A 16,583-nucleotide genomic window follows, 5' to 3' on the forward strand; every position below is an offset into this window, starting at 1 on the left:
AACCACCGAAGGCACAATCTTTGCTGGTTTGTACGCTGGCGGAAGATTGTGTATTTGCCTGTCAGGGATGGGTCAGGCGATCGCCTAACCCATACTTACTTTCTTAATGTGCACCCAAGGAATTTCCTAAACGAGAGCCGCTGCTGGGTTCGTTCACATCAATAAAACATTCCACATTGGTAACAAGATATTGCAGATGTTTTGGAACCGCAGCTTTATGGGTATTCCATCCTTTCCTGAATTCCTCCAGTTCGGTTAAATTCATTGATTTAAGATAGGTTGCTACCTCGGCTCGCTCCCGATTAGCCAAAAGGAAGCTTTTCATTTTATGGTCATCAGGCAAGCGTTGCAGCAGCATATCCACCTGAGTATCCATTTGGCCATCGATAAAAGTCTTTAGTTGTGCTTTATCAGCCATACTGATGCCTTCCAACTCGACGTATTGTTTCACCACATGCAGCACCATTTGTACGGAAATGTCATAAAGACGGCTGTATCCTTTTTTATGGTGCCGGGTGTTTTTATCTGCTTCCAAAAGCATTTTCTGCGCCTCACCGAGTGTTTGCAAAAGACCCATTAAATATTGTTGCGCCGATTTTCCTGCTGTATTGCTGGCTGCCCCTTCCATGGCATTAAAAAACATTTCGGCAGCAGCGCGTCTTTGCAGGCTTACCCACCACTCACCAGCATAAGCGAGTCTTTTATCATGAAAGAAAGAAATTTGCGCTTTGGAAATTTCTTCGGAAAGCTGCGTATTATCTGCTGCCAGGTTCTCAGAGCTTACATAAGCCAGTTCCTTGGTAAATTCAATGACCTGATGATAGCTTGCGCTCAAAGCGCTGCGCCGCTGTGCTGCATTTTTAGTCAATTCAGGGACGGTCACAATGGATTTGGCAAGTTTTTCATAAGCGGCAAAACACGCGTCGCTGAAAGCTTTGCCAAGATCCAAAACACCCTGGACCAGAAGCTGCATCAAATTTTGGCGTTCGTAGCGTTGACTATTAAATTTGCCAAAATATCTATTCCACATGCTGTGGTCTTGCAAGTTCTGATTTAAAATTTGCGCAATTTCAATCGTTTTGATCGAACGGTTTAATGCTTCTACAGAATGGATTCTTTTATCAAAATAAGCGGTAAATAGCCCATTCATTGTTTCACCGGGGAACGCTTTATCTTTTACCGCAGTAAAAAAGGCATTATAGGATGCAACTGTTTTTTCGCCTTTATCCTCTTCATCCAGGAATTTAGGAAGCACTGTTTTCGCCAGATCAGGATATTTTTTACTGAAATTAGACATATTCTGCATCATGGCTACGCATTGTTCCGCCTGTTGCGATGTCAAGCGGTTGGAAGCAACTGCTTCATAAATCCCGGCAGTACCTTCTTTGCCCAAAGCTGGCATTTTTTGCTGGGTTTTAGCTATCCCCGCCAAATGCTCTTGCAGTTGAGATGCATCGGCTATTTTTTTAGCTTCAAAGGCAGCCCATACCTGCGTCATCGTGCCATCGTCAATATTTGCTGCCAGCCCCAGTAATTGCGACACTTTCTGAGGTTGTTGCAGCATTTCAGGTGTTTGACTCAGCGCCTTAACCTGCTGGATGGATTCTATGGTTAACGTCGGATATTGCGCACACAACTCAAAGAATTGTTTATTTTTTTCCGGTGCTTTTTTACAGAATTGCGCGAGCAAATCATCGTAACGGTCATCATGTTCTAATTGCGAGTAATCGCGGGCTGACACAATTAAATTGTAGCGTGAAGCCAGTTTATTAAATGTTTCAGCGGCTTCGCCAATTTCTTTTAGACCGCGCGCAATATCGCCCGGGTTGGTTTTACTGCCGGTTATTTTTAAGTTGGCAAGAATATAACTGACCGGAATATAAGGCGGTAAGCCAACTAAAGGCAGGAAGCATTTTTCGCGGAAATGCTCGGTTTTACTCATGGTTTCCAGGAAGGTAATAAGCGCCTCAACATCTTTCTTGGTAACCGGGTGCCTTTGTGCCAGGAAATCCCAGAACTGGCCTGTTTCCTTTTCATTCAAACCTGCGAAACCATAGGGTTGTGTTGGCAGGAAATAATCTTGAGTACGATTATGCGAGCTGCCCAATACGGCCTGGAATATAGGCCGCACCGCTTCCACTTTCTCAGTAAGCAACTGCTCCTTATTCCTGGCCAAATAGTCTCTTAAGTCTCTCAGGCGATATTCTTGGTTCCTGGCTCCATGTTTCGTGTAATGATTAATATTGTCGATAAGCTCATGCAAATCCTGGCCAAGAATATTGGCTGACAACACTTCTGTCGCATTCTTATCCTTTGCAAATACTTCCGCAATATTGCTCGCCAACTTATCGTCAAAATCTTCCCAAAACTCCTCGCGAATGACCCTGCATAAATTTTCAATTAAAACCAGGGTGCTGCGTGCAGGTCTTGTTCCCAACTCTAGGTCATACTCCTCCTCAATATCGAAATATTTAGTAGTGGCTATGGCGCCAACCAGCATGAGCAGGCGATCGTATTTCTTGATATCTTCTACATCCATATCGCTGGGGTGATCATCCTTGAATGCTTCTGCCTTGAAAAATTGCGTAAAACATTTTAGATAATTGTCATAATCCTGATGTCGCTGGAGGGAATGCAGCATTGCAATGCTCGCACCTAAAGCCTTCGTAGAGACAAGAAAGAGCTGGGGTATTGGTTCTTTGTATTCGTTACGGAGGTTTCTTAACGTCTGGAAGAGCTTGATTCTTTCCTCGTTTTGTTCCTGACTGCCATAACTTGCTTTATACAAAACGTCATAGAATGTATCCAAATCCTCATACACATATTGAATGACCTCTTCATTAATCCTCTCGGCGCCATGGTCAAAATAATGAATATCAGCACCTGCTACCCACAATTGATAAAATGCCACTGCTTTTTTCAACTCGCGGTTTTTGGGCTTGCTGGCTTGAGTTTCCCCCTTTTCTTGCAGGGGTATTTGCAGTTCTGGATGTAAATAATTCTTGATGTCGTTAAATAAAGTGCGTGCTTTTGCCTCAAATCCTGTCTCCGCTACTTGCTTATATACACGTTTATAAATGTTTGTATTATCCTCCACTAACCCTTTGAATAAGGCTTCTACCTGCTGGGTTGGTTGCATATCTTTATGCTTGACCCCTTCGAACAGCAAACGCAGGCGCGTTATCAAGGCTTTGGCTTTCCTCGGATCGATCTCTTGGGCTGCCTTCTTGAAGCTTTCAACAGTAAGCTCGCTAAAGTCACTGCATAAGCCTGGATTTAATTCAGGGAACTGGGAACATAAATCGCCCCAGGACTGGGCGGATTGAGACTGGAATTTGGCAAAAACTTTTTCGCTGTCACCGGGCTCGCCTTTCAAGCGTACGTTCCAGTATTCTTCGATCTGGGCACGGCACTCCATCCATTTTTCTTTTAACTGCGTAGCCTTATCGTTTTTCTCGCGAACGAAGTCATTTAATACCGTAAGTACATCACCGCAAAGGACAGACATTAATGATTCTTTTCGTCGTAAAAAGGATTGATTCTGTTTATTGATATCATACATTAATTGCTGTACCACCAGGGTTCGGCAATGCTTGAATAATAAGTCTTCATTGCCCTTAAGATATTGGTATTTACCCTGCGGATGTGTTTCCAATTTCTTTTTAATGCGATCAATTTGGGCCTGCACAGACTGTTGAAATTTCTCTCTGTAAGGGCCTTTTAATAAGGATTGATAATTTTTATCAATTTCCGCATCGTTATACACATCGAGGGTTAATCCAGGCCAACCGTTTCGTCCTTGACGTCCGCGTTCCTGGTTTGCCTTACGCTTAATATCCGGATAAGTACGCAAGACCATCAAACCTTCCTTAGTTTCCGGTTTAATGTCTGTGCCGCGTCCCATCCTGGCGCTAAAGGTAATGGCACCGGGTTTACCGGCAAATGGAACCACCTCATTTTCAGATTTGCCGCTGTCGTTGGTGTCTATCGTGATCCGGTTGAGGATCGCATCCTTGGATTGAGCTTCCAGCGCCTGTTTAACCGCTGCGGCAATATTTTTTACGGCAATATCATCTTCGCAAGTGATTAAAATCGGATGTTTATCTGTCCGATTAAGAATCTGCTTAACAATTTCAGTGATGTGTGCTTTCTCATCTTTACAATAAACAGGAGGCAGGAAGGTAGTCCGTGATTCCTCATGCGTTGGGACCTTAATGACGTGATCAATATCGAAAATGTCTTCATAGCTTTTCACGTCCTGCAGGTCGCCAGCTGTACCGGTACAACCTTCTTTAACGGTATAATCATTGTTAATGATGTATTTGGCATTGCTTGAAATGGCAATGACGCTGTCCGGTTCTGTGAAGAAGTTGGGTGCTTCACCCTCTTCGATGGCTTTCATGTTCAACGCCGCGTGTTTGGCTTGTTGTACCCCTTCACTGTACGTAGAACCGTGTTTCACCTGGTTGGCAATGAGGACTTTGGCAAAGCGGGTACCGATGACCACACCATCGGCGACAATTTTATCTTCATTGTAAACTGTGAATTCACGGCCTTCTTTTAGATTCTTGGCAGCATGGGCAGCAACTAGAAGTTTTTTCAATTCTGTGTCACGTTTTTGCACCATTTGCGGATCTTTAGCCAAAGCAGGCACGATGTATTTCTGCATGAATTGCGATTCTTTAGGCGCGGTACGTGCTTTCTGCTGCAACATTTTGCACAAACCCTGCAGATGTTTCTGCGTGGAAATCATGGGGACTTCTTGCAGCGAATGTTGTTTGAAATCATTCTGATGTTGCTCATAGAACTCATATGCTGCGCGATAAACCCATTCTTCATAGTTGTAAATGCTGTCCACACCGGCATTGTCCGCATAGTTAAATTGTGTGTCTTCATCGGTAAGAACATGATCGCATTCATCAATCCAGGCGCGGCGCATTGTTTTTTCCATGAAGATAGGATTATCTTTTTTCCATACCTGGTTTGCCCTAAAGAGAGCAAGATTACCAATGGTTGCATAGTTGATGGCGCCGATGTCGCCACGATCATGGTTGGTTTGATATGTTTCACCCCTGGAGTGTGGCGTGATATAGGCATTGCGGATGCCCAAGGCATCCATGAAATGCTTAAATTCTTCATGATCGCGTTCGGACAAACTATCTTTCGAAGAAAAGACATCGACTACGTATCCTTGTAAGGCCAGGAATGCGGTTCTCATCCCGGTTAAAATACTTTTTCCTTGCCCGGTTTTAACCTGATAGAGGATGCTTTCATTGTATATAGCCGCATAAATCAGAATGAGCATCTGCGTATGGTTGGCCCACATACCGGTTTTACGCAGCATCATTTCGCGCATGCAGGCAAGCAATTGTGCTGCATATTTTCGCTGTTCCAGCGTCAGTGGCTGTTGCTCCGATCCCTTCTTAGGAATCAGTTTTGATCTGGCAACCTTTAATTTTTCTCGTAGGTCATCAAATTGAATATTGCTTAAATCTTCTTTTTGGCTGTAACTGTTTAGGTAGTACAGCAGATTGATTAATTCTTTCTTTTCCGTATCGGGAATAAAGCCGGATTTATCGCCTTCGCCTTTGCGTTTGAAATTCTCCAATATACGAACGAAATTAACCCGGTCATTCTTAGTGATGCTGTAATGACGTTTGCCGCTTCCCGTTTTGGCATCCAAATTCTGATGATGGGTTTCAAATCGATGAATAAACTGCTGTGGTTGACTATAGCCTTTAGTCAGCAACTCATTGAATGTTTTCAGAGTTGGGATAGGTTGCGTGTTGCAATATTTCGCTAGGCCACGCAGCTGTTCCACACTGAGATTTTCTAAATTTCCTTTTAGCATCCCTAGATATGCAATGTGTTCTTTCTTGAGATGTTTGGTGCGATCCACTTGTAACTGGTTGCCCAGGGCTTGCAACAGGATGATGCGGATAAACATTCCTTTATCGTTATAAGGCGTATTGAATAAGGAAATGAAGTTCCGATCGACCACAGTAGTTTTGTTGCTTACCTCGTTAATATAAATTTCGTTTAAAGTAAGCTGGGTTTTATTCCACATGTCTTGTGTAGCAAGATCCCGGTGAGATGAGATAATATCATCGAGACTGAGTTCAAGCTGCTCGAGGATTGCAGAGCGGTATTCCCCGACAACATTTACTTTGTTACTGCTCCACAGGCCGATTAAGTCGGCTACATTGTTCAAACGCGTATTGAGGAGTTTGAGGCGATGATAATCCGCATTTTCCTTTTTATCTTTTTCTGTTTTGTAGCCTTTATATAATTCTTCGATGGTATTTTTTGCAGCCTCGATAAAGGCAGTCTCATTGGGATTAGAGAGTAAGTATTTGACTAAAACCGTTTTAAATTGAGCAGGAAAAGACTCGCGTACAATTTCACGCATGAGTTTTTCCACCTTGCTTGCCTGCTTAGTTAAACGAGAATCAAGATTATTTAAGTCCTTGCTTATTAAAGAAGAATTTGGATTGGCCAATTCTTTTTCCAAAAGCTCATTGAGTAGACTTACAGGAAAATGCTGGTTGTCAATGCCTTGTGGATCGGTCAGTGTATCCAGCCATAGCGTTAATTGTTCCAGACAATATCGTTTGGGATCTTTCTCTTTCCCTACTACTTGCCCGGATTCGTTATAAATAGTTTTATAAGTGGCTTTATCAACCAGTAAACCTAAAACCTGTCCTAAGTCGTTGTAATAGTCTTTGTTGTCAATACGCTTTAATTTATCGGTAAAACGTTTGACGAGTTCTTTTTGTTCGGCTCCTTCTACTCCGATTGCCATGCACTCTTCAAACAGCCGAACGCACAATTTATTATTTTGTTCTTTATAATTGGCGAGAAGCTCTTTATTGAGCAGTTTTAAGCCATGCTCTCTTTCCGCTTCATTTAGTGGGCGAAACGGTGCATCTTGGAAACGAATGGCGCATCCTTTCTGAATTTCCTGTTTGACAAATTGCTTACGTGTTTTCTGCATTTCCTGGCGTTGCATGTATTCATATTGCTTAGTAATTTTTTGCAAGTCAGTCATCAGGGTGATGACATCGCCTGCTGCGGGGAGGTGCCTTGAAGCAGTAAAATCAATGGATTGCATTTGCCGGGTGAATAATTGCAATTGCCCAAACATGGTGGTGTTGTGCGAGTATGATAGCGGTTCAAATAATTTGTTAAATGATGCATGATTTTCCTGCTGATAAAGCCAGGGGAAGGATTTAAATGTTTCATTATCCACCAATCCATGCATTTTAATTAACTTGCTTAATGCCTGGGCAGGAGTATCATTTTTTAGATATTGTTTCGGGGTGGTGGCGCTGTGGTAGCATTGTAAGGCGCGGCCGCAAGAATTGATAAATTCCAGGGATTTAGTTTGGAAGATTTGATTCTTGTATTGTTCTTGACTGATGATCTGGGCCAATACACCGATATGCTCAAATTTAAGATGCAGGGAACCTGGTTTAATATCTCCATCCAGCGGAATGGATTTGTTCAACCATTTTAATACATCCTTATCGGCAGTTAGCAGGAGCTTAACTTGTGTTGCTACCTCTTCAGGATTGAGGTCTACCAGCCGGTTTACACCGCGTGACATGCAGGCAACCAATAAGCGCAAGACATAAGGTGCGTTTGCATTTTTTTCCAGTAGTTCTTTAGGGAAGGCGAGCTTAATCAAGTCGCGGTAACGCACGAATTCTTCTTTATTAGGATGCAGGCGCTGCGTGACGAACCGCAAACTCTGATCGAGCATTTCTTCTTTTTGCAGTGTTTCGTACCGATCCAAACCAGGTATATAGCTTGGTTTTTTGCGATCCAATACGGATGTAAATTCGCTTAATTTGAGGGAGTCATCCCAATAAGGATAACTCTCATATTTCATAGCGTAATACAAGCCATTGTGACGCCAATCGATTCGATGAATGTTATCTAAAATATCACGCTGGATCTCTAGGCGATCAGCTTGTTTTTCACATTTACGCAATACAGTGTGCAGGCGCTCCAGGAATACCAGGCCATTAAAATTCTCTACCTTGCCCAGGTATTCCGCCATGCTTTGTTCATTAAACGGCAGTTTTGCCTTTTTATTTTTCTCAAGATAAGTCACTAATTTCTGATAACTGTGCCATAAGGGTGCATAGTCCATGTTACCTGTAGCCCTGCCATGAGCATCCACCAGTTTCCACCAGACGTTGGCATAGCTTTTATTGTTTAATTTACGCAGGGTGCTGATGCTTAATGCGACAGCGTCTACTTCTTCTTTACGCAAGCATTCACTTAAATTTTGCGATGGGTTTAGCAGACGGTTTTTCCAGACGGCAAAGTGCTCTGCACCGAAGGTGGTGTAAATTTGTTCCGCCATAAACAAGAAGTGAGCGGTACCATCTTTCTTTTTATAAGTTTGCGAGAGCGGATCATAAGCATAAAATAATTGGCCAAACGCAAGAAGGTTATCCTGGGTGAAGGCGAGTGGGCTTTCCGGATTAAAGATTGCATTAAAAACGGTTAATTCTTTACCAAATTTTTGAGTGGCCCAATGTTTTAATTTCTCAAGACAAGCTTTCCACTCACCTACGCTGAGATTGCCCGGTTTGATTTTCTGGGAGTCAACCGTATAAGCTTGCATGAGTGCAGAGCGGTCTTCAGCTTTCGCATTAATATTGAGTTGCGAGAGAGCGGACAGGTTAGCTATCCGCTTTGGATCTTTGTCTTCCAGTGCAAGGTATTTCCAGAATAACAATTGATCATTCAAGTGTGATGAAAGCGGCGCAAATTGACGGTAATCGCCTCTAAAAATCTCCGCTTGCATAGGTTTGGGAAAACGAATGGTAAAAGGGTTTCTATCCTTAAAGGATTTGGCATCAAGGGCTAATAAGTCTTGCGCCTCACGTTCTTTAGTATAACAAAGAACCAATCCGGAATCTTTTTGAGAACGCTCCAGCCAAAAACCTGGTGGTAGATTATCCTTGTTTAGAGACAAGCGAAATTGCGGAGCCGTTTCCATTAATCTTTGTATGGCTTCAGGAGTTATTTTTCTAATGACCAGTTCAGCATCCAGGTCACTGCCGACCCAGAGAGAAAATAATTGAGCTAATTTTTTGTCAAATCCTGAATATTGCTTGGTTTCCTTCGGTATTTTTTCCCAGGCAGCCATGCATTTTTCATCAATATTATCCCGGGTGATAAGCAGCCCTTCGTCTCCCATGTAACGGGATATTTCCTGTTCTTGTTCTTGCTCTTGTTCTTCTTCCTGCTCTTGCTCCTGTTCTTGTTGTTGCTGCTGTTGTTGTTGCTGTTGCTGCTGCTGTTGTTGTTGGACTTGCAGTCTGGCTGAGGTTAATGGATAAAGGACATCCTTGCCTTCAAATGGTTGAGCCTGCAATACTTCTTTTTCGTCAATGACGACCTCAGGCTGCAGTTCTTCCGTCGTACAAAGATAAATGTTTTTGGTTTGTTGCTCTAACTCTCGATTTTTTGCAATTCTTTGATTATCAAGGATTTTATCTTGCAAGGCTTTATAGCGCGCCTTCATTTCACGTTGTTCGGGGGTAATAAAGGCTGCTCTGTCCCAGGCAGGGATACGAATTTGGATTTGCAGGGAGAAAAGGTTATTGGAACCCGCTGCTGCTTCCAGTTTGCTAAAAAGTTCTTTGGTGTATTGATCGTCAATATTTAGATTATATAAGGTAATCTCGCCCACGCCGTCTTTAAATGCCGGGGATAATTTTTGGCCATTGACTGTAGTAAATACGGAAGCCAATTCATTAATAAACCGCTGATTTATCGCATCGGTCCCCGGCATAATCAGTGCTAATGAGGAGAACAACGGGCTGCATTGTCGCGAGTTTTGACCGTAAGTTTTTATCTTGTTATGCAGGTAGGTGAGATAATCGCCAGGCTTGTCGGTAATGCTGCCTGCCAAATCGAATACAGCAGATAAATTAGGCGGATTAAGCCTTAAGGTGGTTTTCCAGCTGGAAATGTGAGCACTATTTACGTAGTCGAATAATTCATCTAACCCTTTTGTGCTTAATTGGGAAATTTGCGCGAATTGCCACATTGCTGCAGAAATTTCGTTTTCTTGCTCATGATTACAGCTGTTTTTAAGCCAATTGGCTTTGAACTTCAGCATCTCGTCGATGAAATCAAGATCAATGCTTTTGCCTGCTGCTTGGAAAAATTTGGTTGTTTCTTTTCCAGCCGTCTTCCAAATGGAGCGTTTGCCCTTGACGGTTGTTTGCGCCTTCTCCCACTCGTCATTGGGTAGAATAGATTTTAAAAAGCGGTTACGCGCAGTAGCACGCATCGCCAGTGGCAGGAAGTCATCTGTGGAGTTTTTGACCGGATTATCCTGGCCAGGAATGATACTGAATAAGGTCGTACTGAAATCAAATAGAGACTCAGCAGTCTCATCCCAAAACCGCTTCGTAACGGCTGGTAATTCAAATCTGCTTAAGGCAGGGTTATGGTGGGCAACATATAAAGCGTGCGTTAATTCTCTTTCACTGGCGCCTTTTTTTAAATGAAGGATATGCTGTGAGTCGTCGTTTATTTGCAGGGTTTTCTCATGGAAAACATTAAGGATTTCTTTGGGCTGAATAAAATCAAATGTATCACGCGATAATAAATACTGGGCTGTCCAAGAATTGGGATAAAGGGATTCGCTGGCTTTATCCGAGAAAGGTTCCCTGATAAATAAAGCTGTTTTTAGAAGGGATTCAGTGTTCGAATAAAGAATGCCCAGGGAAGATAAAAAGACATGCTCCATAAAAGAAGTTACCGGCACATTGGCAAGGTATTTCTCTACTGGGCCTTTTTTAGGTTCCATACAGCAAGGCAATACTCTGGCTAACAAAATATGTTGCCATTGAGCAGTTTTACTGAAATGTTGGATGTCATTTTTAGCAATATTATGGGTGCAATCCACTTTAACAAAATCTATTTTTTGATTTTTATTGCTCAATTCTTGCAATTTCGCAGGGATATTTTGAAATATTGGCTCTGCCATGTCAGGAATATAAGCGGTCCATTGACTGCCACTCTTTTTTTGCAAACAAATCCAAACCGGGTTGGCTTCATCGTTAATGTTGATTAACATGGTTTGCAAATGATTTAACTGCGCTGTTCCTAACTCGTTTAATTCCGTATGAATAAATGGGGCAATTTTTGGTACGGCGATGGTCTTCTGGTCGACAAGCGTGGCTTGGCATTGTGTTTCATAATGGGTACAAAGAAAACGGAATATATCCACACGTTGCAATGCATACGAAGATAGGCCGCCTGCACGGTTTAACAATGGCGCACGCAGTTCAACATCCTCAAGAGTCGCTACTAAATTGGGTATGCTTCTTGCATTGCGATTGTAATTTTTTCCGATATCAAGGAATGGTGCACCTTCAATTTCCTTGCGAACCAATTCCGCATCAAGGGTTTTCCAGGCACTTGCATTTGCAAAAGTTTGTAGCGTTTTTTCATTCCACGGCCACTGCTCAGGGTCGCTGTCATAAGGGGGTGGCAGGCAACCGCTAATATGGCGTGTGTAGAAACCTATTGCAAAATCTGCAGCCGGACCATCCTTTCCTTCGATGAACCAGGGGTGTCGTGTATCTAATTGCTCAACAAAAGCTTGGGGGTTGGGGTATGCTTTAATTCGCTCCAGCAGGGTGGTACGTAAACTGGAATTCCAAGCCCATTGTTCATTCTGAAATCTTTTGCGATATTTCTCTCTAATTTCGAATTCAATCTCATCTTTATTGACGAATTCGTCTACTGGCCAAGGTGCACTATGTCTTTTCCGACGAAGTGCTTCTGCCTGCGGGAATTCAGAATCAAAGGCAGTGGGATGTTTTTCTTTCCATTCTGTAAAAGCATTCTCAAGAACTTCAAGTTCTTTTTTGTGTGTTGCCAAATTCTGTTGATATTTTTGCTTAAGCTCGTTAATTCTCGCTTCTTCTTTCCTAATTTCTTCCGCGGCTTCACGCTCAATGCTGCTCTTGTGAAATTTCATCCACGCTTGTAATAGGCTAACACGAAAGGAATCTAATATCGTTTGTTCTAAGGTAGTCGTGAGCTCTTTAATTTGTTTCTTCATAGAAATTCCCCTGGGAATGTAATTTGTTTGGCGCAGGAAGAAGCGATAAAAAATCGAATAAAATCAAAAATTCTAAAGTTATTTATTATTAACAACATAATTTGATAACCAAGTGGGTGCACCCCAAAATAATAATTTTAAAAAAAATTTTTGCTTTTTAAATGTACACTAATTTTATATTTTTTGCAAATATTTCGTGCAGATCGAGTAATTTGCAATTTGTTTGTGTAGCGATTAAATGCTGGCGAAAACAAAGCCAGAATCTTGCATTTGTGCAAATTTAGGGTATAGTCAAGGCGCAAAATGGCTTAATATTAAGCAAGTGTTAATGGTTTCTTCCGAGAAAGGTTTAAAAATGCCGCAAAGTATGACAGCTTTTGCAAGAATGCAAAATCAAATGGGCCCAAATTTATTGTGTTGGGAGCTTAGATCGCTCAATCACAGGTATTTGGATGTGTCTTTTCGTTTGCCCGAGCCTTTCCGCCATTTGGAAATGAATTTACGCAATCAATTACGGGAATTTATTCATCGAGGCAAGCTCGAATGCCAATTGAAAATAAGTGACGCTCTTACCTATACTCCATCCCTGCTGATTAATGAAGAATTGGTGCAGGCATTATTAAATACGGCGGTCCGCTTAACCTCAGAGCAGCAGTTGGCTAATGATTTGTCTGTCAGTCAGGTGCTGGCCTGGCCTGGGGTGGTCAGAGTTAACCAACCAGATACAGATGCTTTGAACGAAGAAATAATGCAGTTGTTTTCACAGGCTTTGCAGCGACTGGTTCAGGTAAGAAAAGCGGAGGGGCAGGCATTGAAGGATTGCATCCAGACACGCTTGCACTTATTACATGAAGAAGTAAGTTTAGCTGCTAAAAAGGCAGCGTCACTGGTCTTGCAAACCAGGGAAAAGTTAATAAGCCGCTTGCATAATTTAGAAATGAGCGTCGATGAATCCAGATTAGAGCAGGAAATTGCTCTATTGCTAACCCGCTTGGACGTTAGCGAAGAATTGGATCGCTTGCAAACGCATATGCAAGAGGTAGGTCGTACGCTGGATAACCAAAAAGAAGCGATAGGGCGGCGCTTGGATTTTTTAATGCAGGAATTAAACCGGGAAGCCAACACCTTGAGTTCAAAATCCGATTCAGCAGAGCTAACGCAATGCGCCGTGCAAATGAAAGTATTAATTGAACAAATGCGGGAACAAATTCAAAATATCGAATAACGGGTTGTTGAACAGGATTAAGAATGGCTAATGCATGTCAAGGAAACCTTTTTATTGTTGCTGCGCCTTCCGGGGGAGGGAAAACCAGTCTGGTAAAAAGGCTGGTTAATGATTTAGAGGATATTGAAATATCTATTTCGCATACGACACGTACCCAGCGTCCTGGGGAAATTTCCGGAGTGGATTATTTTTTCGTAAATGAAGACGAGTTTTTACGCATGATGGATGCGGGAGCTTTCATTGAGCATGCTCGTGTGTTTAATCATTATTACGGTACATCCACCGCGCAAATTCATAGCCGTCTACAGGCGGGAATAGATGTTGTTCTGGATATCGATTGGCAAGGTGCTCAACAAATCCGTCGTATATTCCCCGAAGCTGTGGGGATTTTTGTGATTCCACCTTCCCTGCAGTCATTAAGAGAACGCTTGCTGGCAAGGCAACAGGATAATGAACAAGTGATTAGCAGCCGTATGCAGCGCGCCCGGGATGAATTGAGCCATTATTCCGAGTTTGATTACTTAATTGTGAATGATGACTTCAATAAGGCGTCGCAGGAATTGCAAGCCATTGTATTGGCCAACCGTCTGCATATTTCGCGGCAAACCAGGCATTTGGGAAAATTGCTTTCTTTCCTTTTGTCATCGCAGTAAAATATAATGTTTGACTTTTTATAATGTAATCGCTTAAGCAGTTAATTCTGCGCACAATGAAATTGCTTTATTTTGATTTAGTCGCTTAACTTTGGGGGTATTATGGCTCGTGTAACCGTAGAAGATTGTTTGGAAAATGTTAAGAATCGTTTTGAACTGGTCATGGTCGCTTCCAAGCGCGCCCGCCAAATTGCAGTACGCGGTGCTCAACCCTTAGTCGAGTGGGAAAATGACAAACCTACTGTAGTGGCTTTACGGGAAATTGCTGAAGGGTTGATTACGCCTGAAATTCTGGATAAAGACTAAACTTTATAGATAAATATATAAGATTTTGCTCAAATAATGATTTTCTGCTTTACTCGATAAGAGGTTTATTATTGCCTCATTCTTCCATTCCTGAGTGTTAAAACTCAGGTTGCCCAAGATCGAGTCATAGGAACGATGCATGACAACAGATGTGGCGGAAATGCAGGAGCGCTGCGTGAATTACTTTAAGGATTTACATGAGGAGTTAAAATGCTACCTTGAGCCTTTGCATATTAAAAAATGTTATCAGGCTTATCTGGTAGCAAAAAAAGCTCATCATGGTCAAATGCGCCGTTCCGGTGAACCTTATATTACTCATCCGGTGGCTGCCGCCCTTATTCTTGCTCAGATGCGTTTGGATTATCAAACCATCATGGCCACTTTATTGCACGACGTGGTGGAAGATACCATGCTCAGCAAAGCCGATTTATTAAGCAAATTCGGTGAAGAAGTTACCGCTTTGGTAGATGGCGTCACAAAATTAACCAAAATAAAATTCGAATCCAAGGCAGAGGCACAGGCAGAGAATTTTCGTAAAATGGTTTTGGCGATGGTCAAGGATATTCGCGTCATCATCGTCAAGCTTGCCGATCGGTTGCATAACATGCGGACATTGTCCATTATGCCACGGGGTAAAAAAAAGCGCATTGCCATAGAAACGCTGGAAATTTATGCACCCATTGCCAATCGTTTGGGTATGCACGCACTTTATACCGGCTTGGAGGATTTGGGGTTCAAAGCCCTGTATCCCATGCGTTATCGCGCTATTAAATCAGCAGTAGAAAAATCCCGTGGTAACCGTCGCGAATTAACCCAAAAAATAGAACATGATCTGCAAGCCGCCTTAGAGAAATTAAACATTCCCTACGAACACGTATTTGGCCGACAAAAGCACTTATACAGCATTTATCGTAAAATGCGCTATAAAAAAGCTTCCTTCGCAGAAATTACTGATGTGTTTGCTTTCCGGGTCATTACGGAAGACATTGATTCATGCTACCGCGTGCTTGGGGCTTTGCATCAAACCTACAAGCCTGTGCCGCAACGTTTTAAAGATTACATTGGTATCCCCAAGGTCAATGGATATCAATCCCTGCACACGACCCTATTCGGGCCTTATGGCATTCCCCTGGAAGTGCAAATCCGCACGCGCGATATGGATAATGTAGCGGAAAATGGCGTGGCAGCCCACTGGATATATAAATCATCCGGGTTGGAAGTCAATGAAGCCCAGTTGCGTGCACGGGAATGGGTGCAACGTTTGTTGGAAATGCAAAGCAGTACGGGCAGCTCGCTTGAATTTATTGAAAACGTTAAAATTGATTTATTCCCTGATGAGGTTTATGTTTTCACGCCTAAGGGAGAAATCATGGAATTGCCTAAAGGGGCGACGCCAGTTGATTTTGCTTATGCTGTTCATTCAGATGTAGGAAATCGTTGCGTTGCTGCAAAAGTAAATCGCCGCCTCGTACCTTTAAGCATCCCGCTTACGAATGGGCAGACGGTTGAAATTATCACGGCCCCCGGTGCACGTCCCAACCCTTCATGGCTCAATTTCGTAGTCACCGGTAAAGCCCGCAGCAACATTCGCGGTTTCCTGAAGAGCCAGCAACATGCTGAGTCCGTCATCTTAGGGCAAAGGCTTCTTGAGCAGGCCTTCTCGGAAGCGGGAAGCGATTACAGCAAAATTCCGCAGGAATCGATGCAAGCCTTATTAAGTGATTTAAACTACAAAACAATAGAAGACTTACTTTACGCCATCGGTATTGGTAATCAAATGTCTATGGTAATCGCCAAACGTCTGGTGGTTGCAGAGGAAAGTGGTGCTTTGGTAAAAACAGCCAAAAGCAGACCTTTGGCCATTAAAGGGACGGAAGGAATGGTGGTACATTTTGCCGAATGTTGTCAGCCCATTCCAGGAGATAACATTGTTGGACGTTTTCAACAAGGTCGGGGGATATTGGTGCACATCAGCGATTGCCCAAGCATTAAAAAAATCAGGGTCAATCCGGAACAATTTATTTCCTTGCGCTGGGATGAGGACGTACAGGGCGAATTCACTGTGGATGTTACCGTTGAAGTGACGAATCAGCGCGGGGTGCTTGCGGCGTTAGCTACAGCTATTTCTGAAGCTGAATCCAATATTGGCAACATTAATGTAGATCCGCGGGACGGCAGGCATAATGCAGTTACTTTTTCTTTAAGCGTCTCGGACCGAACGCATCTGGCTCGCGTCATGCGCCGCTTAAGAGCCAATAAAATGGTTTTGCGTCTGTATCGAAAAAAACAAGGGGAATAA

Annotated in this window: 5 protein-coding genes; 4 read left to right on the plus strand and 1 reads right to left on the minus strand. The window is 42.8% G+C overall.

All coding sequences use genetic code 11. The features are described from left to right. Positions 1-103: 103 nt before the first annotated feature. Positions 104-12,100: a hypothetical protein gene (locus tag NKV53_RS07115; protein WP_253350910.1), complete on the minus strand. Its 11,997-nt coding sequence runs from the start codon at positions 12,098-12,100 to the stop codon at positions 104-106. A gap of 355 nt (positions 12,101-12,455) precedes the next feature. Here NKV53_RS07115 and NKV53_RS07120 point away from each other — a divergent pair, with 355 nt between their 5' ends. From NKV53_RS07120 to spoT, 4 genes are all read left to right on the plus strand, one after another. Then, the gene (locus NKV53_RS07120; protein WP_126954053.1) at positions 12,456-13,325 is read left to right on the plus strand and encodes a YicC/YloC family endoribonuclease; all 870 of its coding nucleotides are present in this window, start codon (positions 12,456-12,458) and stop codon (positions 13,323-13,325) included. 23 nt (positions 13,326-13,348) lie between these two features. Then, positions 13,349-13,978 carry a guanylate kinase gene (gene gmk, locus NKV53_RS07125; RefSeq protein WP_127032553.1) on the plus strand — a complete coding sequence of 210 codons (630 nt, stop codon included), beginning with the start codon at positions 13,349-13,351 and terminating at the stop codon, positions 13,976-13,978. A 102-nt stretch (positions 13,979-14,080) separates the two neighbouring features. Then, positions 14,081-14,284: a DNA-directed RNA polymerase subunit omega gene (gene rpoZ, locus NKV53_RS07130; RefSeq protein ID WP_126954051.1), complete on the plus strand. Its 204-nt coding sequence runs from the start codon at positions 14,081-14,083 to the stop codon at positions 14,282-14,284. A 160-nt stretch (positions 14,285-14,444) separates the two neighbouring features. Continuing rightward, positions 14,445-16,583: a bifunctional GTP diphosphokinase/guanosine-3',5'-bis pyrophosphate 3'-pyrophosphohydrolase gene (gene spoT / locus NKV53_RS07135; protein ID WP_371923207.1), complete on the plus strand. Its 2,139-nt coding sequence runs from the start codon at positions 14,445-14,447 to the stop codon at positions 16,581-16,583.

It is taken from the genome of Legionella sp. 27cVA30 (assembly GCF_024160945.1).
GTDB lineage: Bacteria > Pseudomonadota > Gammaproteobacteria > Legionellales > Legionellaceae > Legionella_A > Legionella_A septentrionalis.